Consider the following 17,357-nt stretch of genomic DNA (forward strand, 5'->3'; position numbering starts at 1 on the left):
ATTATTGATGCATTGTTGAGTACCAAGCAAGGTAGTGAAAAAGCTGTATATCGTCCGGGGCTATGGCCGAAACCAGTCAAGCGGTTCGCTCGCATAGAAAGGTCAGATGGGAATTTTCCAATCTCGCCACAGTCATTTAAATAACATCAACTGAAAGCGACTTGCGGGTTTCCATTTTGCCTTTGTTTGTTCAGAGCGCAGTCTCCGGCATCGGGCGGTGCTCAGGATAGATGCAGTAATGAGCCGCGCAAGACCTGCTAGATTACCTTTACCACTTGGCTGGAGCAGCTTTCACGTCGCGCGAAAGCAAACTTAACTAGCAGTGACCATTCGACCTGAGGAGCATTACATGTCCAAGCTTGCAGAATATCGTCAGTTAGAAAAACATTTGGCCGAGCAGTTAGAGGCCCTTGAAGCACTGAAGGGTGACGCCGGACTGAAAAAAGAAATTGAATTTGAAACGAAGCTTCGCGACTTACTTGCGAAATATGGGTTCAGTCTCAAGGACGTCGTTAACCTTTTGGACCCAAAAAGCGGACGTCGCGGTGCTGGCGCTGCTACTGACGCGCCGAAAGGAGGAACTCGGCGAGCGCGCGAGGTGAAAATCTATGAACATCCCAAAACGGGTGAGCGCGTTGAAACAAAAGGTGGTAACCACAAGATTTTGAAGCAATGGAAATCTGAGCATGGGTCTGCGACCGTCGAGTCGTGGCTCAAGAAGTAAAGAACGCGACTATGACCGAAGGCCCTGTGGGGCCTTTTTTCTGGTCCGAAATCGGCCTGGAATGACTGCGGTGGCTCCCAGTAGCCTCGATTTTTTTGCCTGAACGTTCAGGAGAATTGATAGTCAGGCAATCAGGGATGGGTGGCGCCGTAAGCAGAATTTATAGGGAATTATAGAGCGATTATATAGAGGTGCTGGAGACGGCATTTTCACGATACTGGACGGTTAGCTACCAACGCATCATGCGACTGTTCAGGATAAAGTGGAGTTTATAAGTTGCCCGTGAATGCGCAGCAGATCCTGCTGCGCTTCCGTACGTTTAGCATCGGCCAGAGCCTTAGCTTCAGTAAAACGCTCCCAGAAAATGGCACTCGTCGAATCGCCCTCAAGTAGGCTGTAGGCGTACGCCTCCAGCCGGTCTGCTTCGAAAAAGAGGGCCGCGTTACGAGCCAGTTCATCATCGCCCTGCGATATCACCGGCGGCGTCTCCTGATTCATGTTGTAACGGCCTCCGTCCAATCCACTTTGGTGGTCTCGCGCCATCTCACATCCGTCACCCCGAACCTTTCAGCCATGGGCTTGCTGAACACCCTGAGTGGTGCCTTCCCTGGTTTGGGAATAGGTGCCAGGTCCGCGTCGCAACATGCCCAATGCCAAGCATCCGCGTTCCGCATTTTTGGCGAGCGAATAACAAACGATTTCGGCTTACCATGAAGCCGGTATTCAATGACGTACAGATCAGTGCGATTCATGAGGCCCTCCTTTTGCTCATATGCAAAGGAGCAATCCGCTGATGAAAAATTCCAAAAAAATTACCTGTTTTGGTTTTCCTGTAATGCCGTCCTTTCCGCATAAAAAGCGATTCTCCAAGGCTTCGGTCTGTCCTCTGGTCGGCTTCCCTGAACTGTCTCGAAATTAGCAGGTTCAACTGGCAAATCATGTCGAAGAGATCATCGCCATGAACACCTGTAAAAGCCTTTTCTCTCCCGACCAGGAAGCCAAGCTTCGCGCCTATGATCGCTGGCACCGAGCGCTGGACGACTGCTCGATGCGGATGGACTGTCCGGATGCCTACCATGACAAACTCTTGCGTCAGGCTGATGAAATGGATCGACTGGGTATCGTGACTTGGCAGGAGTGACGTGACCTGCGAATTGAGGCCGATAAAGCCTACATGGAGGCTGTGGCAGGTGCGGACTACCGCACATGAATCCGAATCAGTCCAAGCCACCATGGTCATTTCTTCGCTTGCGGAGATGTGGGTATGTCCAATGCTGACCTCACTGCATCTTACCTTCGCGAGCACGCATCATGATTGACGACTGCTAAATCGTGCACGGTGGGGCAAGATCGTCGCGCTGCTGTCTGAAGTCGCAGGCAGTGGCGAACTGATCTAAAGGGGTTATATGGTTTATTGGCCTGAGGCCAAACAGCGCTTATTAAATGTCAGTCCCAATACCATTGAGACATTCAACCTGACCCGCTGCGAGGGTTCCCGAGAAATGGCGTTGGGTGCGTTATGCGACAGTCCCGCGAATGTTGCTTTGGCATCAACCGGTAACCTAGGCCCGGACGATATCGACGGCATCCTGGCGGGCATCATCTGTTTCGCATGGGCCTTCCAAACCGAACCTGGACAGAGCGTATTGTCCGGTCAGCCCGCTTAACGTGGGCTTCTCGACAATTGCTGTCTCAGCTTTAGCCTAATTAGCGCCAGTGGTACTTGCATCGAAGACGTTACAGCCGTCCGCAGCCATCCTTCGATGGCCTCTCAACCAGCACGCAGGTATGCAGTCTTGAGCGCCCCTGCTGGATCTTTTCGGAAAGTGATTGAGGCAGGGGTTATTCAAGTTTATTGAGATAAGCCATCAACCGCTCCTTCCCAGACTCGCTAAGCCGAAAGTAACGCTCAAGCAGTTCCGCTTCATCATGACGGTAGGCGTAGAAGTATGCCGCGGGCAGATCCAGCTCAACTGCGACTCTTTCTATCAGCTCAGGGGCTGGAACGCGTTTGCCAAGCTCATAGCGATTCATACGCGTGCTCGCCGAAGCAGGCTCAAGGCCGATTCGTATCCCTAACTCTTCTTGCGACAGCCCAGCACTTAATCGTGCGTGTTTGAGCCTTATGGATAGCGTGCTGGTGCTCATGAGGTCTTCTAGTAAATCAGTGACGTCATGGTGCAATTTGCTGCTTTTCTAAATACTACCGATTTGGTAGCTTTGGCCGGCGATGGCAAATCAGTGGCTCAGAAGCGCTCAATTGGCCGTCATTCTGGAAAATTTATAGGGATACAATTCATGGTCCTTGGCCAATATTCGCAGCTAGGGCGCAGGCTGCTTGCGCTCGCGATACCTGCCGGCTGCATGTTGTTAGCAGGATGTGGGGGAGAAAGTGAGACGCCTAGAGCTGAAAACTCTAAGGCTTCTGCAAGCCCTGCGGCGGTTGACGCGAAGGCGTCTGACCAAGCGGTCTTGCAACAACTCGCTCAAGAAAACGCTCCGCGTGTCGTCGTATTCCAAGACCCTGGGTTGGCAGATCCAAATGCCTATCTTGACGCCAAGCAACCAATGACGACATTCAATTTGTACAACGCGAAACGCGATTGGAACGAATCACCCGAGGATATTGCTGAGTCCATTGCCGATGCGTTCAATCTCCGGAAAGCAAATCCCGAGCTTTATCGGTTGGCGTCAGAAAGACTGTCTGAGCAAGATTCATTTAAGAAGAAAGATCTAACGACAGCGCTTGGCGTCTTGGTTGGAGAGGAGGCCGAAAAATCAAAGCAGTATAATTTGGTCAAATTAAGCTCTGATGATTGGACGCCAATTTCACTGAGCAACTATGATCAGCAAGCGAAAGGTTTTCGAATAGATAACTGTTTGTTTTCGGATAAGTTGGAATATTCAGATGAAGAAAAGCGCAACTCTACTTCTATGGCGCGGGCTCCCAAGCTTCGCTGCTACATAAATCCTGGCCCAACTTCTTACTACCTCGGCTTTCAAGGTGGCTCTGAGTTACTGCTAGATGTTCCAGATGAAGCACTTGCTCGAACCTTAGAAGCTACAAAAGAAAGCTTGAAAATCGACATCTACGGCTACGTGAAGTCTGTGGAGCGAGAGCGTTTCGCCGGACAGTTCGGTCCTCAGCGATTTGTATTGATCGGCCCACAGCGCATTGATTTAAAAGATGCCAATGGGAAGATAATTTACTCGAAGAACATTTGATATAAGAAATTAATGTCTTTCACGAAGGTGGTGTATTATATGGCACTTGTAATACTAGACGGCGTCATTCAAGAAATTGGCTTCGGCTCTTACATTGAAGGACAAAGAATTATCTCGTTTGTAAAAATAAACGGTGTTCGCGTAAAAGATGTCATTTGCGACGACTACATGCGTTCATTTTTAGTGGTGGGGCGAACGGTTAAGCTCGCGCTCGTTCGTCGACTTCAGGGTGTGCATGTTTTGTACTCCGCACAGCTTGAAGACGGTGAGATAGTTGCGAAAGGTAAGGGGCTAGCTATCGCTTGGGTAATAATGCTTGGATTCGCTTTTACCCTTTTGATGAGCCCAATATTCATAGCTATTTTGCGCGCTACTCACTCGATCATGGTTTCATTAATAATATTGGTAGGAACTGGAATGGGGGTTGCGTATTTCGTAATGAAAGATCACTTCAAAGCCCGCAAAGTATTCAATATCACTCGTTAACGATATTCAACGCTCCTGCGCTGCTGTAACGGTTGTATGATTTTCATCATGCAACCATCCTCTACCTGTAGCGTTCAACGATTGTAATCATTTCTTCAACCCACCTCAATTTTCGCTTTGGCTCGCCGATTACTTATGACCATTTCCGTTGGGGCTTCAGCGGTGTATAGCCGTCTAAAACAGTTTAGGGTGATCACCCGAACCTGCACATAGGGCTGGGTAGGCGATAATTCTACGGCCTAAGGGGGGACTCGGTAGAACGACCTGCGCCAATAAATTAACAGGAAAGGGCTGAAAACGTCATGTATCTAATAGATGGGCAATCTCCTCAGTCCGCTGGTATTTCCCTACGCGCGTACCCGCAAGGCGACACCCTCAACGCCATTTTTCAAACGCACGATCTGGTTGACGGCAGACTAGCCTTGTCAGAAAAGATGTTTAGGGAATTCGATTCAGAGATCGAATTTTTGATGGATGGGTTGCGGGAGAACAGGCTAAACAAGCAGGGCTGGACGATAGACAGGGAATTTCGGGGCAATGATACCTTTCAAGCTATGGTTGGAGGCAGTGAGGGTCAGTACCGAATTGACATTGCTGCTGGAACATTGCTTGTGGTCCTGTCGACCGCTATTGAATTATGTGCTCTTGAAGAGGGCAGCAGCACCGCCGGCTTGGCAAATCAGTATCGTCTAGGAGAGAACTCAATTCACTGTTTATTCCCGGGAGTGCAGAATCCTGATGAGGCGGGATTTGAGGCGCTGGGGCTGGCACTGGATGCCTGTCTTCTGCTGTATTTTCACGAGTTGGCTCACGCGATCCACGGACATTGTGACTACACACCGAAAAACGATGATGAAGCAAGGGCGTTAGAGTCAGACGCGGATTTCAATGCAGGTACCATGTTTGGGGTTTGGGTTTGGCAACTGCCTGCGACCTACAGGAAGCCTAAATCCGAAGAGGATATGTACAGGCGCCTCATTAGAGCCTCCTACCTATTGGGAACATTATTGAAAGCTATGTCAGCGCGTTCTGCCGAGTATCACCACCCCACGAATCGCATCCGCACGTTCCTAGGTGGAGGTGTGTTTGCTTTCGATAGATTAGGCAGGTCAATAAAATTTGACGACGTGAAAGCTGGGGATGACTATTGGGAACAGAAAATCATTTCATATTGCACATCGATCAAAGATGCCTTAGGACGCTCTACTCTGAAGGCTTTCCAGGGAACAGAAATAGACATTGAAGAAGATCGCCGTCAAATGGAGGAGGTCACTGCCCATGTGTTGAATCGTTTGAAGGATGGACCGCTGACGCACTTTAAGCTGAAGTTTTGACGAGATGCGTCAAGCGCGTAGATTTTCATGTTGCACGCGAAATTAAAGGTTTGGTCCTCGGCACCGTGCGTCAAATGGCTGCGTCTGGCTTGGCGCGACCGTCTGCTTTCGACCCATTATAGATAGTCCGTCCCACCTTCACCGATACTGGTAACGGTTGGCAGGTAGCTGTCAGCGAGGGTGGAACATGCACTTGTAGACTACGAATAAAACGACCCAAACGCATGACGTTTGCAGCTTTAGTTCCGAGTCTACAAGTGCGCTTGCGCTCGATAACGAATACTCAGGGTTCGCCGTCGCACCGGCTCACTATATTGCCTTCGCTGAACGCAAGCATGCATGTCCCTAGCAGCTATTTTATCGCTTGCGGAGGTTCACGTGACAGCGTCCTTGACTCAGCACTTCACAGCTTATGTCGGCATCGATTGGGCAGATACCAAACGTGATATTTGCCTACAGGCTGGGGATGACAATCATCGCCAGTTCGACTGTATTCCGCACCAGGTTGATCGCATTGATGAGTGGGCCAAGGCATTGCACCTTGCTTCGGTGGCCCTATCGCTGTAGCTCTGGAGTTAGCCAAAGGCCTATTGTGTCGGCCCTGCTGAAGTATGCCTTTTTCGTGCCGTTCCCGATCAATCCCTCGACGCTTGCCAAATATCGCGTGGCGTTCAAGCCACGTCGCGCCAAGGATGATCCACCGAAGCGGAGTTGGATCTCGATCTACTGCTTCGCCATCCTGAACGGTTCACCGCGCTCAGGCCGCAGAGTGTGGCCATGCGTTCGCTGCTTAGCCTGATCGAACAGCGCCGCGATCTGGTCAACGACAAGACGCGTTTTACCAACCGTTTATGCAGCACCATCAAGCAACATTACCCGCAGGCACTGGAAGGGTTCGAGCAGCGAGGCACTCTGTTGTTTTGCGATTTCCTCACTCGCTGGCCGACACTCCTGTCAGCCAAACGGGCGCGTAAAACCACGCTTGAAGCGTTCTTTTATGCTCACAACGGGCGTCGCGCCACATTGTTCGAGGCGCGTTTAGCGACGATCCGTGCGGCATCTGCGCTCGCTGAAGATGCCCGCATTATCGAGCCTGGCCGCTTACACGTCCTCGCGTTGGTGGAGCAACTAAGCACCGTCCTCATGGCGATCGATCGCTTCGATAAGGAAATCGAGCGGGTGGCTTCTGCACCACCGGATGACGCATCGTTTTGTGGCTTGCCGGGCGCAGGCCCGCATCTAGCGCCACGCTTACTCGCAGCCTTCGAGAGCAACGTGAGCGTTTCCATCGTGCGGACGAACTGCAAATGTATTCCGGCATAGCGCCGGTGACGGAGCGGAGTGGTAAGAAGGGGGGCATTGGCGCTGGTAATGTCCAACATTTCTTCGTCAGACCATTCGTGGAATGGGTGAAGCAGACCATCGATAAATCCTTTGGGCTGGAGCTTTCTACCGGCAGCAACGCGCCAAAGGGAGCACCTACCAAGCTGCTGTACGCGCACTCGCGTTTAAGTGGATTCGGATTCTGTATCGATGCTGGCAGACTAGGACGCTTTACCATGGAACCACCTATTTGAATGCCTTGAGGAAGCGCTGTTCACCGCTCCTTAAGAACCTCGATATAGGTTGACTGACTTCCTCAGGGCGTGAAGCTGTTTGTCAGCATCGGCAGAATTCGGCCAGTTCTGGTCGTTCGCCATTCCCGCCGAGCAATCATTCGAACGGCTGGTCCGCTCCAAAACTTGCCCGATAGGGGCAATGCCGCTTCGCTAACCTTAGCGGGGGCGAAAGTATTTCGGAAGTAATGCAGCGGCCACCCTCAAGTGTCTGTAGCCATTACACCTGTCTGCCGTTGCGCGCAGCGATCGCAACGGTGGTCGGCGAATCAGCAAGTGGAACGAATTGTCGTGTCGCGCCATCAAGCGCATCGATGCACCCCGCCTCGATGTCGTAGACCCAGCCGTGTAGATTCATCTTTCCCTGCTCCAGCGCGAGGGCAACCGATGGATGCGTACGCAGATTCGCCAGTTGCGCGATCACGTTTTCGCGCACGAGGCCATCGAGCTTCGCGCGGGGTGTGTCGAACTCATGCGCCGCGTTAATCGCTTTCGCGGCGTCCGAGTGACGTAGCCAGTTAGCGACTGCCGGAAGATGATCCAGACACGTGCAGCGTGAAATCGCGCCCATCGCTCCGCAGTCCGAGTGGCCGCAGATCACGATGTCCTGTACGCCGAGCACTGCGACGGCATATTCGACGGTGGCCGAGACGCCGCCGGGTTCGGGACCATACGACGGTACAATGTTGCCGGCGTTGCGAATCACGAACAGCTCGCCCGGTTCGCGCTGCGTAAGGAGTTCGGGCACAACACGACTGTCCGAGCAGGTGACGAATAACGCCTTCGGATTTTGTGTAGTCGCGAGCTGCCTGAAAAGCTCGACGCGTTGCGGATAAACCTCGCGCTGAAAGCGCAGAAAGCCGTCAATAATGTCACGCATGGAATCCTCCAAACCAGAATGCCGGATGCTGGCACGAGCACTCGATATGCCATCGCGCCACTTCAGTCGTCATTATCGCAGACGTCGCGCGCGTTGACTGTACCCGATCAGCGATGGACTTCGAGCCACGACCAGCGCGGCGGATGACCGACCCCTCCACTGGTAGCCGCCATTTATCTTTCGCTGGCCTGAAAGGCGAGTGTGGGTCAAGAACTGCACACCGCGACAGACGGAAAACGAACATTAGGGGACTTTATCTAACTGAATCTAGGAGGGCATGGTTGGAATAATCTGATGCTCTGTCTGCCAGGCCCTGAAACGCGTGCCGAACTGCTAGGATATGGTAGCTGCGATTGAAGAAAAACTGATCACTGGAACAATAGCTCGTGCTGAACAATCACTCCGGCTCGGTCTTTGCTCAAGCGAGTGAGCGACTTGAGGCAAGGGCGCAAAGGGTAGAAATAAAAAAAGCCCGTCAAGGGGAGACGGGCTATAAAAAGTCATGAGGATCAACTAAAAGTTTATACCAACACTTGCATCTTGCCAGGGCGTTAGAAAAAAGACGCCGGTCAGGGCTCCGGAATGGATTTTCACCCCGTCTTGGCCTGCACAATCCTCCCCGCTTTCACTTCTGCCGCATAAGCCCTGAGTTTGTCTGCGTCGCTGTACAGCATCGACATCAGATTGAGGACGGCCGTGATATCCACTCCATCAATGCGCTCAGCCAGCTTGCTCAGTTCACCAGAGACAAGCTCCAAATTATCAGCTATGTCCTTAAGGTCACGCTTCAGTCCCACCGCAGGGTTTCTTGGCCCCATGATTACCTCGTAAAAATTCCTACCGCGCCACTTGTTCGGGTTTGGCGCGCACAATTGTTCCAGCCTTCACTTCTGCCGCATAGCCGCGGAGCTTGTCCTGCTCGGCTTTCAACATCTTGCAAACTTTCATAAAAAAGGCAGATTGGCCTTCATTGGTAAGCGTCCGGCCATGTCACCTTCAAAACTCCAGCATTAAGGGCGATGGTGTCCGCGTATTTTTAAGCGGACGCGATCACCCTTAATCGCCAGGATTTCCATGCGCCAACGAAGCTCTTATCCCAAACCGTTCAAAGCCCAGGTCGTTCAGGAATGCCTTCAGCCCGGGGCCACCGTTTCAAGCGTTGCCATCGCTCACGGCATCAACGCCAACGTCATTCGTAAATGGCTGCCGCTTTACCGGCATACCTCAGTTGCCGCGTTGCCTGCGTTTGTCCCGTTGAAGGCTCCGCCTAAGCGGCCGTCGGAGGCATCGGCGATCATCGAGATACCCGTTGGCGAACAAGCCATCGCAGTGAAGTGGCCAGTTTCCGATCCTGATGGGTGCGCTCGATTTATTCGAGAGCTTGCCAAGTGATCCGCATAGACGCCATCTGGCTCGCCACCGAGCCCATGGATATGCGCGCGGGTACCGAGACTGCGCTGGCCAGAGTGATCGCAGTATTCGGTGCGGCGAAGCCGCACTGTGCTTATCTGTTTGCCAATCGCAGGGCTAACCGAATGAAAGTCCTGGTTCATGACGGAATTGGTGTTTGGCTGGCGGCACGGCGGTTGAACCAAGGCAAATTCCACTGGCCAGGCATTCGCCAAGGTTGCGAGATGGAGCTGGATGCCGAGCAACTTCGGGCGTTGGTGCTCGGTCTACCTTGGCAACGTGTTGGCGTTGGCGGCGTAATTACACTGCTTTAAAAGTTTTAATTTTGCTTCTTGGCCTACTGCCGTAGGCGGTCTGCTTTGGTAAAATCCACGGCATGACTTCCTTGCCCAACCTCGACCAAATGACCCCCGACCAACTGCGCGCCCTCGCTGCGCAGTTGATGTCGAAGGTCGACACCATGGGCAGAAAGATCCACCGCGATCAAACCATCATCGAACAGCTGACCCACGAGATCGCGATCCTCAAGCGGCACCGGTTTGCCAAACGCAGCGAGCAGATCAGTCCTGAACAAGGCAGCTTGCTCGACGATCTGCTCAACACCGACCTTGAGGCTATCGACGCCGAGCTGACGGCACTGCTTCCGGCTCCTGCTCCAGAAGAGGCGCGCCAAAAACCAAAGCGCGCGCCACTGCCGCCGCAGTTTCCACGCACCGTCATTCATCACGAACCAGAAAGCACTCAGTGCACTTGCGGCTGCCAACTCCAGCGCATCGGCGAGGACATCAGCGAGAAGCTCGATTACACGCCGGGCGTGTTCACTGTTGAACAGCATGTGCGTGGGAAGTGGGCCTGCCGTCAGTGCGAAACACTGATCCAGGCACCGGTACCGGCCCAAGTGATCGACAAGGGCATCCCAACTGCGGGCCTGATCGCGCATGTGTTGGTGGCGAAGTTCGCTGACCACTTGCCGCTGTATCGGCAGGAGAAAATCTTCGGGCGCGCTGGTTTAGCGATCCCGCGCTCCACACTAGCTCAATGGGTTGGACAAACAGGTGTACAGCTTCAGCCATTAGTTGATGCCTTGCGAGAAGCCGTCCTGGCGCAGCAAGTTGTCCACGCCGATGAGACGCCGGTGCAGATGCTTGCGCCCGGAGAGAAGAAAACTCACCGCGCTTATGTCTGGGCTTACTGCACCACGCCGTTTTCGGCGCTTAAGGCAGTGGTTTATGACTTCAGCCCGAGCCGCGCCGGTGAGCATGCGCGTAACTTCCTCGGCGCGTGGAATGGCAAGCTGGTGTGCGACGACTTTGCTGGTTACAAAGCTGGGTTTGAGAAAGGCATGATCGAAATCGGCTGCATGGCTCACGCCCGCCGCAAGTTTTTCGATCTGCATGTCGCGAATAAAAGTCAGTTGGCAGAACAGGCGCTGCACTCGATTGGCGGTTTGTACGAAGTTGAGCGGCAAGTGCGAGACATGAGTGATGGAGATCGCTGTCGAATACGGCAAGAAAAAGCGGCGCCGCTGGCCAAAGCACTGCACGACTGGATGTTGGCCCAGCGCGATCTTGTGCCCAATGGATCAGCAACGGCCAAAGCCTTGGATTACAGCCTTAAACGCTGGGTAGCGCTGACGCGCTACCTGGTCGATGGGGCGGTGCCCATAGACAACAATCCAGTCGAAAACCAGATCAGGCCGTGGGCACTTGGACGCTCGAACTGATTGTTTGCTGGATCGCTTCGCAGCGGCAAACGGGCAGCGGCGATTATGAGTTTGATCCAGTCGGCACGTATGAATGGGCACGATCCGTATGCCTATCTCAAAGATGTGCTGACGCGGCTGCCGACGCAGCGGGCGAGTGAGATCGACCAACTGCTGCCGCATCAGTGGGTATCTGCCTGAGTCATGCAAGGTGACTTCGGCGGACGCTTACCTTCATTGGACTTACTAGCCATGTCTGTCAGCTCAATCACCGACCAACTGATGATTGCGGCAGAGTCCTCAAGGCCATAAAACAGCTCCTGCTGGGCGGTTCTGGGTCCGTCGAGCCCTTTTATTAGATCAGCCATCTACTCCACCGTCCGGATCATCGCGACACTTTTGACCTTGTCCGCGTAACGCCTACGCCTTAGGGATAATTTCTTGAGCATTTGTGCTAAGAAAACTTAATTCTCATGTTTTAGTCTTGAACATCAGGTCACGAGTATTCTTCAGGTATTGCTTCGGAACTGGCATCGGGCTTTCCCTGCCTCGCAGTTACTGCCGGCGGTAAAGCAACCGATCATTTACATTCCTGTCCCACGCACTATTGCCGGTGGCTGGACCTAGTATCTCCCTGTCGGCACTTTTACGAGGAATGTAGTTCCGCTCTCAGTGTCGGAGACTACGTCGATAGTCCCTGAGTGAGCAGCCACGATCTCGGAGGCGATATATAGGCCCAAGCCCAGGCCTGTGCTAGGGCCTAGCTCAAGTGAAGCATGTTGAGAGAACCGTCCCATGGGGTTGAAAATGAAGGGCAGAATATCCTTCGGGATCGGCTCCCCAAAATTGTGGACGACGAAAATGACGCTGCCGTCTTTTACCTCCAGTGAAACCTTAATAGGAAACTGCAAATCGCCATGCTGCACAGCATTGCTGAGTAGATTGGAAAATACTTGCTCCATGCGGGCGCCATCGAATTCACCGCGAGCCGATGCCTCCACTTTAAAGACGATTTCCGCGCTTGGATTAGCGGTGTGGATTTCTTCAACGATGCGTGTGCACGGTGGCGCGAGGTCAATTTTTTCCTTTTTGACAGGAATCCCAGGGCCCATTTGGCAGCGGGTTAGATCCAGCAAGTCGCCGACGATCTGACTGGCTCGTCTGACGCTGGTATATATTCCCAATGCAATTTTAGTCTTACGTGCCCCCATATCAACCGAGCGCCGCAACACATCGGCACCGAGCAAAATAGCGCCCAGTGGCGTGCGCAAATCATGGCCAAGGATGCCCAAAAAAACGTTGCGTGAAGCCTCTACCGCGCGTGAGTAGCTCGCAATCGATTCAGCGAGTGCCTGATCAATGGCTTCGTTGAAGCGAATCATATCGTCCACTTCCAGAACGGTCCCTGCCTTCATCTGACCCAACCATTGACTGAGGACGCTTGTCCTCAACGCACGATACTCAGAGACCATCTGATCCAGCGTGAAGCCTGCCATTAAACGCGTGACTGCATGGGTCTCGGCAGCGGTTTCAAACTCCTCGATAGGAGCGTTACCCTGGGCCTTGGCAATTTGCTCCTGCGCAGACTGGTACGTGCACAGGTCTATCGCTATTGCACGCAGCATCTGTTCGGCGTGATCGCGCAGAGCCTTGGAGTCCAGAGCTTCGCCAGGGACCTCAATGGTTCTTGCGAAGTCTTCCCACGCTTGCAGAATCGGTTCGAGGTTTTTGATGATGAAGTCAGACAGGCGCATGCCGTTGATCCTGGTATGGAGTCGTAATCGAGGTCGAAAACGGGAGCGAAACAACTAGAGTTGAATTAGAGCACCGATTTAGTCACTTGGCATGAATGGCCAGCATAGAGGCCTGTTCACTTTCAATGTAAGTCACAAACCCCCTGCATGAGTGCAAGCCCACTCAGGGGACTTTGCAGCGTTGAGCAGCGTCTCCGCAGCCGGCGATTCTTGTCGGAGGTTGGTAAGGCGTATCAGCATGGACGAGTGGGCTTGGCAGGTTGGATTTCATCAAGCTCGTCCCAGGGACGTGATTGAACGAGCGCTCTCGGACACTTGAGGTCGTGAGGGAAGTCGCTCCCCCTTTCCAGCTCAGACTGCGAGGCGCCGCACGACCTGCAAGTGACGACTTTCTTTGAAAGATTCCAGTTATGGTGCCAAACGATCAGTCGTTCTGAAGGAGTCATGATGATCAAAAGCTCGACAAGATTTGTACAATCTTAGATTTTTTGTACAGTTTCCTGCGAGCGGTTTTCAGCGGCATGAATTCTTTCTATGCGCACCGGCAAAACGACGCTATCGATGCATTCCGGGGCCGCGTTGCATCACATTTGAGTGTGTCATTTCAGCATCGGGCTTTTGAGGACGATGCGCTACTCACTGCTGACAGTTGACGTCTGAGACTGGATGGCCACTATCAGTTCTACTGGATGTATAATCACTGGGTATTCATACATGTGACGCAACTGCCTGCCTGCACTCATGGAGTATTTATGACCCCAACGAACGGCATCATAGAGATCAGAACCCTCGATGAAATCAACGATCACTACTTGATTGACCCAGTGTGCATCCTTACCAAAGAAACCTACGCCGTCCCCATCCGTCCCTATCGGCTGATCAAGCCGGACGCAAAGTGCCAATACCTTAAGAAAGGTAAACGGTGCGCCCAAGAGCACCAGCACGGCTATATCGTTGAGTGCACAAATGGAACCCAGGTGCTGATCGGCAATTGCTGCGCGTTGAATCACCTGGGACTGAATGACGAGGAGATTGTTGGTCGTCTTAAAGGCCTCAGCAGCATCGAGCGCCAGAACATTCGCCGGCATCGAATTGAAACCATGCTTGGCCAACGGTCGCAGCTCGTTGGGCGCGTTAAAGCTACCCTGAAACTGCTTCGGGTGGTGCAGGGGCAGGCCAACCGTTTCATTTGCACGTTGCCGTCGCAGGTGGTGACCAATCTTGTTGATCGGTGGAAGCGGAACTCCATCGAAGTGTTTTGGGAGTACATGATCGTCAAGCGAGCCAAGGACGAAAAGGGTAAACCCTATGAGGAGAAGACTTGGTACCCCCATTCTTATGGCAAGATCAAAGGTCTCGGGGTTTGGCTGGAGCTGGAAGAGCAGGCGTACACGCCCAAGCTCTACGACTTTCTGCGTCAACTCGAAGGTATCCCAGTAAAGAAGCAGCTGTCCCAAGCTGAATTAGATCAGGCTGAAGTCACTTTTAAAAATGTCGCCGAGCTGTCGGTCATCGATCGAGAACTCAACGCGCAATCAAAGCTATTGTCTGACTTTGCTGGCCCGGCAAACCTGTTGCTGTTAATTCAGCTGTCCTCCAACAAGGAGCTTCGTGCCAAAGCGGTTGAATCAGCCCATCTGCTCATTGGTCAGCAATGTAAAACTTCGTCTCAGAGGTTTGTTGCAGATATTGATCAGGCGCTTCAGCGTCAGCACTCGGCAGATGGCATTCGCATCGCGTCCTAACGAGTTCCCGGTTCGTCCGATGGGCGCGGAAATGGAAGCCGCCCCATTCGCTTAACGTTCTGCACGCGAACGCGAGCACAGACAAACTGAAGGATGCTCGTTTTGGCGGTTGGAGTGTGAATTTCCATAACTGGAAGACATGGCAGTTTGTCTGCTTTCCAAGGGGCATCATCAGTCCCAAACGGACCGAGCGCCCTCAGTACACATAACGCTCCACGGTTAGGTCGCGCCAACGATCAGTTAGAATGCTCAAGAAAAAACAGATCGATCGGGCTGTTGCTCCTGACACGCTACAGTCGATGCTCAGTTCTTAGACATTCAATATTGGTTACCCCAAAAGAGCACACGAGACAACTGCATGAAAGAGAATCTGAGCGAAGAAGAAATGCGCCAAGCGCTTTTCGGCACTACGAACGATAAGGCCGTAACGGAAGCTCCTGATCTGAGGATTACGTCAGATCAGCAGCATGTCTCGAAAGCCCGGCGTGCCCCGATTTCTCGCTCGCCGAAATTGAGAGTAACGCTCCGTGTGATGGCAGAGTTTGAGGGCGAAGCAGAGACGTTTGTTCACGAGTCGAGCACGCTCAGCAGCCTCATTGCAGAGCAGCAAGCCAAGGCAGAGGCGAAGAAACGCAAGTTTAAGTACTTCGAATTGGTTTCGATCGAGTCTGTTTAAAATTTCTTGCTCGCATGGCTTTCAATTCGCTATGTATCAGCAGCCACGACAGTACCTGTGATGGCAAAACTGTTCTCCTGCCACATTCGAACCAGTGGTGCTGCTTGAGGCGCGCCACAACCGTTAACAGCCTTTTCTTTTGAGCGAGCCTGAGATCGATCCCTGAACCAGATCGCAGCTTAAGTCACGCGGTCTTGACCGACCCAACTGGATCTCTTCGAGGCGCAATTCGCAGGTCTGCTCCAACTTGGTCTGATAGGACATCAAACGTGCTTTGCCAGCATCGGTAAGCCGGAAGCAATGCTCAAGCTTCATCATGACGGTAGGCGTAAAAGTAATCGGGTTAGATGCGACCCGTTCAATCAGCTCTGGGGTCGGCACTCGCTTACCAAGCTCCTATCGATTCATGCGCGTGCTTGCGGAGTAGGTATCGAGTCCGATGCGTGTGCTCAGCTCTTCCTGAGAGGTTGGCACGTAATCGCGGGTCCTTAAGCCGGATTGATAGCGTACTACTGGTCATGGTGTTTTCTCGTGAATCAGTGGCGCCTTGGGCGATTGCTGCTTTTCTAAAAGCTACCATTTTGGTAGCTTTAGTCGGTATTTCAAATCAGCGGCTCACAAGCGCTCAAGTAGGCGCCTTTCTGAAAACTCCATAGGGAGACGGTTCAGGTCTTGGGCCAAAAACGTTGCTAATGCGCCTGTTGCTCGCCGTAACAACACCTGATCGATGTGCATCGATAGCGGGGTGTGGCGGTGAGGGTGAGCCGCCTAAAGCAATGAGTTATCTGGAGAATCAGTATGTTCGAAACTCACGAGCAAGCGCGTGTGAAAAATCCATTCTTCGTGCTTGAAGAAGGCGCAAGCCGCTGGAAGTACATCTCGCAAACGGCGAATGACGAGTGGTTTTTTGTCACATATGAAGTAGCAGGCGAGGAGGGTTCTTCGCAGCAGCAGTTCATGATTTCGAAAGTACAATTCCTCTTGGATTTGGCCTCAAGAGATACGCCCGGGCAGTTCATTCATGAGGTTCAGCTCGTATCGCCCCCTTGGCTGAACCAAAAGGGTAAATGGCTGATGGAGCCAATTCGGGAGATTCAGGAAGTGGACGAGCGGGTCTGCTACGAGCTGATGGACGGACAGGTTTATCCATCAAAACTGCTCAGTCAGACCCGCGTCCCTTTGTGGTCAAAAAGGGCCATGGATAATGAATAATTTCATCGAAATGCACCTCGTCACCCACTACCGATCTCTGCTCTTCCCGCAGGACTACTGCGGACAGTCTACATTCGGTTTTGAATGCAATGACGGGTGGACGAATCTCATCGAAGCGACTCTTCGGCTAACCCGGCAACAAGCGGAACTGAAGGCGCTAGACGTGACGGTCACCCAGGCGAAAGAGAAATTCGGTCAACTCCGGATCTACCACAGCGGAAGCGATGAAATCATTGGTTCAGTTTTCGAAATTGCGCAGCTTGCCTCAGGCTATATCTGTGAGCTGTGCGGCAATCCTGGCGAAGTGGTAAGTCTTGAGGGGTGGCTCGTAGCTCGGTGCGGCAATCATTCCGGGAGGGGGCATCTAGATCCGATTGAAGCCCACATCGCGGATGAAAAATACATCACCAGCTACATACAAGCCGTTGACACGATTTTGGCATTTTTCGGAGCAGGCGCAGTGCGTTGGGTACAAGAAAAACGCACTGCCTTTGCAGGGCGGCGACCCAGCGAAATGCTGGCGACAGAGGAGGGGTGTCAGACGATTTTCACTTTTCTGAAACGTTTAGAACACGGGGTTGGCGTGTGACTTT

The 17,357-nt window shown here is 52.7% G+C and carries 17 protein-coding genes and 3 pseudogenes; 14 read left to right on the forward strand and 6 right to left on the reverse strand.

Going from position 1 to position 17,357, the window contains the following annotated elements:
- Positions 1-349: 349 nt before the first annotated feature.
- Positions 350-724, forward strand: a complete 375-nt coding sequence (locus QFX16_RS07810; protein ID WP_283183477.1) for a histone-like nucleoid-structuring protein, MvaT/MvaU family — start codon at positions 350-352, stop codon at positions 722-724.
- Positions 725-976: 252 nt separating this feature from the next.
- On the opposite strand, the gene QFX16_RS07815 is transcribed toward QFX16_RS07810, so the two are convergent.
- Together QFX16_RS07815 and QFX16_RS07820 are read right to left on the reverse strand one after the other, a co-directional pair.
- Positions 977-1,222 (reverse strand): hypothetical protein, encoded by a 246-nt coding sequence (locus QFX16_RS07815; RefSeq protein ID WP_283183478.1) that lies wholly within the window; start codon positions 1,220-1,222, stop codon positions 977-979.
- The gene (locus QFX16_RS07820) at positions 1,219-1,476 is read right to left on the reverse strand and encodes a DUF6555 family protein (RefSeq protein WP_283183479.1); all 258 of its coding nucleotides are present in this window, start codon (positions 1,474-1,476) and stop codon (positions 1,219-1,221) included. The genes QFX16_RS07815 and QFX16_RS07820 overlap by 4 nt, the downstream gene beginning before the upstream one ends.
- Positions 1,477-1,682: 206 nt before the next feature.
- On the opposite strand from QFX16_RS07820, the gene QFX16_RS07825 reads away from it, so the two are divergent.
- Positions 1,683-1,865, forward strand: coding sequence for a hypothetical protein (locus QFX16_RS07825; protein WP_439900108.1), 183 nt, complete (start codon positions 1,683-1,685; stop codon positions 1,863-1,865).
- Positions 1,866-2,039: 174 nt separating this feature from the next.
- Positions 2,040-2,382: pseudogene (locus QFX16_RS07830) on the forward strand (CinA family protein); the annotation flags it as partial.
- A gap of 184 nt (positions 2,383-2,566) precedes the next feature.
- Here QFX16_RS07830 and QFX16_RS07835 read toward each other — a convergent pair.
- Positions 2,567-2,872, reverse strand: coding sequence for a helix-turn-helix domain-containing protein (locus tag QFX16_RS07835; RefSeq protein WP_283183480.1), 306 nt, complete (start codon positions 2,870-2,872; stop codon positions 2,567-2,569).
- 27 nt (positions 2,873-2,899) lie between these two features.
- Here QFX16_RS07835 and QFX16_RS07840 point away from each other — a divergent pair, with 27 nt between their 5' ends.
- The 4 genes and pseudogenes from QFX16_RS07840 to QFX16_RS07855 all read left to right on the forward strand — a co-directional run bounded on the left by QFX16_RS07840 (position 2,900) and on the right by QFX16_RS07855 (position 7,399).
- The gene (locus QFX16_RS07840) at positions 2,900-3,949 is read left to right on the forward strand and encodes a hypothetical protein (protein WP_283183481.1); all 1,050 of its coding nucleotides are present in this window, start codon (positions 2,900-2,902) and stop codon (positions 3,947-3,949) included.
- Positions 3,950-3,988: 39 nt separating this feature from the next.
- Positions 3,989-4,435 (forward strand): hypothetical protein, encoded by a 447-nt coding sequence (locus QFX16_RS07845; protein WP_283183482.1) that lies wholly within the window; start codon positions 3,989-3,991, stop codon positions 4,433-4,435.
- 302 nt (positions 4,436-4,737) lie between these two features.
- Complete coding sequence (locus QFX16_RS07850; protein WP_283183483.1) at positions 4,738-5,769, forward strand: hypothetical protein; 1,032 nt, start codon at positions 4,738-4,740, stop codon at positions 5,767-5,769.
- A 339-nt stretch (positions 5,770-6,108) separates the two neighbouring features.
- Positions 6,109-7,399 (forward strand): annotated as a pseudogene (locus QFX16_RS07855) (IS110 family transposase).
- A gap of 206 nt (positions 7,400-7,605) precedes the next feature.
- On the opposite strand, the gene QFX16_RS07860 reads toward QFX16_RS07855, so the two are convergent.
- Positions 7,606-8,265 carry a carbonic anhydrase gene (locus QFX16_RS07860; protein ID WP_283183484.1) on the reverse strand — a complete coding sequence of 220 codons (660 nt, stop codon included), beginning with the start codon at positions 8,263-8,265 and terminating at the stop codon, positions 7,606-7,608.
- 590 nt (positions 8,266-8,855) lie between these two features.
- A complete protein-coding gene (locus QFX16_RS07865) occupies positions 8,856-9,083 on the reverse strand; it encodes a hypothetical protein (protein WP_283183485.1) in 228 nt (75 codons plus the stop codon).
- Positions 9,084-9,339: 256 nt separating this feature from the next.
- Here QFX16_RS07865 and tnpA point away from each other — a divergent pair, with 256 nt between their 5' ends.
- The 3 genes and pseudogenes from tnpA (at position 9,340) to tnpC (ending at position 11,578) form a co-directional block, all read left to right on the forward strand.
- On the forward strand, positions 9,340-9,657 hold the full coding sequence (gene tnpA / locus QFX16_RS07870; RefSeq protein WP_010465922.1) for an IS66-like element accessory protein TnpA: 318 nt from the start codon (positions 9,340-9,342) through the stop codon (positions 9,655-9,657).
- Positions 9,654-9,989: an IS66 family insertion sequence element accessory protein TnpB gene (tnpB, locus tag QFX16_RS07875; RefSeq protein ID WP_010465920.1), complete on the forward strand. Its 336-nt coding sequence runs from the start codon at positions 9,654-9,656 to the stop codon at positions 9,987-9,989. The genes tnpA and tnpB overlap by 4 nt, the downstream gene beginning before the upstream one ends.
- A 62-nt stretch (positions 9,990-10,051) precedes the next feature.
- Positions 10,052-11,578, forward strand: a pseudogene (gene tnpC, locus QFX16_RS07880) (IS66 family transposase).
- Positions 11,579-12,000: 422 nt separating this feature from the next.
- On the opposite strand, the gene QFX16_RS07885 reads toward tnpC, so the two are convergent.
- Positions 12,001-13,131, reverse strand: coding sequence for a sensor histidine kinase (locus QFX16_RS07885; RefSeq protein ID WP_283183486.1), 1,131 nt, complete (start codon positions 13,129-13,131; stop codon positions 12,001-12,003).
- A gap of 752 nt (positions 13,132-13,883) precedes the next feature.
- On the opposite strand from QFX16_RS07885, the gene QFX16_RS07890 reads away from it, so the two are divergent.
- The 4 genes from QFX16_RS07890 (at position 13,884) to QFX16_RS07905 (ending at position 17,353) form a co-directional block, all read left to right on the forward strand.
- A complete protein-coding gene (locus QFX16_RS07890; RefSeq protein ID WP_283183487.1) occupies positions 13,884-14,876 on the forward strand; it encodes a hypothetical protein in 993 nt (330 codons plus the stop codon).
- A 358-nt stretch (positions 14,877-15,234) separates the two neighbouring features.
- Positions 15,235-15,552, forward strand: a complete 318-nt coding sequence (locus tag QFX16_RS07895) for a hypothetical protein (RefSeq protein WP_283183488.1) — start codon at positions 15,235-15,237, stop codon at positions 15,550-15,552.
- A gap of 798 nt (positions 15,553-16,350) precedes the next feature.
- Positions 16,351-16,764: a hypothetical protein gene (locus QFX16_RS07900; protein WP_283183489.1), complete on the forward strand. Its 414-nt coding sequence runs from the start codon at positions 16,351-16,353 to the stop codon at positions 16,762-16,764.
- Entirely contained in the window at positions 16,757-17,353 is a 597-nt protein-coding gene (locus tag QFX16_RS07905) for an MbcA/ParS/Xre antitoxin family protein (RefSeq protein WP_283183490.1), read from the forward strand. The genes QFX16_RS07900 and QFX16_RS07905 overlap by 8 nt, the downstream gene beginning before the upstream one ends.
- The last annotated feature ends 4 nt before the right edge of the window (positions 17,354-17,357 follow it).

It is taken from the genome of Pseudomonas svalbardensis, assembly GCF_030053115.1.
Classification (GTDB): Bacteria; Pseudomonadota; Gammaproteobacteria; order Pseudomonadales; family Pseudomonadaceae; genus Aquipseudomonas; species Aquipseudomonas svalbardensis.

Coding starts and splice junctions, on each gene's coding strand:
- QFX16_RS07810 (WP_283183477.1), top strand. CDS start 350: ATGTCCAAGCTTGCAGAATATCGTCAGTTAGAAAAACATTTGGCCGAG.
- QFX16_RS07815 (WP_283183478.1), bottom strand. CDS start 1,222: ATGAATCAGGAGACGCCGCCGGTGATATCGCAGGGCGATGATGAACTG.
- QFX16_RS07820 (WP_283183479.1), bottom strand. CDS start 1,476: ATGAATCGCACTGATCTGTACGTCATTGAATACCGGCTTCATGGTAAG.
- QFX16_RS07825 (WP_439900108.1), top strand. CDS start 1,683: ATGAACACCTGTAAAAGCCTTTTCTCTCCCGACCAGGAAGCCAAGCTT.
- QFX16_RS07835 (WP_283183480.1), bottom strand. CDS start 2,872: ATGAGCACCAGCACGCTATCCATAAGGCTCAAACACGCACGATTAAGT.
- QFX16_RS07840 (WP_283183481.1), top strand. CDS start 2,900: ATGGTGCAATTTGCTGCTTTTCTAAATACTACCGATTTGGTAGCTTTG.
- QFX16_RS07845 (WP_283183482.1), top strand. CDS start 3,989: ATGGCACTTGTAATACTAGACGGCGTCATTCAAGAAATTGGCTTCGGC.
- QFX16_RS07850 (WP_283183483.1), top strand. CDS start 4,738: ATGTATCTAATAGATGGGCAATCTCCTCAGTCCGCTGGTATTTCCCTA.
- QFX16_RS07860 (WP_283183484.1), bottom strand. CDS start 8,265: ATGCGTGACATTATTGACGGCTTTCTGCGCTTTCAGCGCGAGGTTTAT.
- QFX16_RS07865 (WP_283183485.1), bottom strand. CDS start 9,083: ATGGGGCCAAGAAACCCTGCGGTGGGACTGAAGCGTGACCTTAAGGAC.
- tnpA (WP_010465922.1), top strand. CDS start 9,340: ATGCGCCAACGAAGCTCTTATCCCAAACCGTTCAAAGCCCAGGTCGTT.
- QFX16_RS07885 (WP_283183486.1), bottom strand. CDS start 13,131: ATGCGCCTGTCTGACTTCATCATCAAAAACCTCGAACCGATTCTGCAA.
- QFX16_RS07890 (WP_283183487.1), top strand. CDS start 13,884: ATGACCCCAACGAACGGCATCATAGAGATCAGAACCCTCGATGAAATC.
- QFX16_RS07895 (WP_283183488.1), top strand. CDS start 15,235: ATGAAAGAGAATCTGAGCGAAGAAGAAATGCGCCAAGCGCTTTTCGGC.
- QFX16_RS07900 (WP_283183489.1), top strand. CDS start 16,351: ATGTTCGAAACTCACGAGCAAGCGCGTGTGAAAAATCCATTCTTCGTG.
- QFX16_RS07905 (WP_283183490.1), top strand. CDS start 16,757: ATGAATAATTTCATCGAAATGCACCTCGTCACCCACTACCGATCTCTG.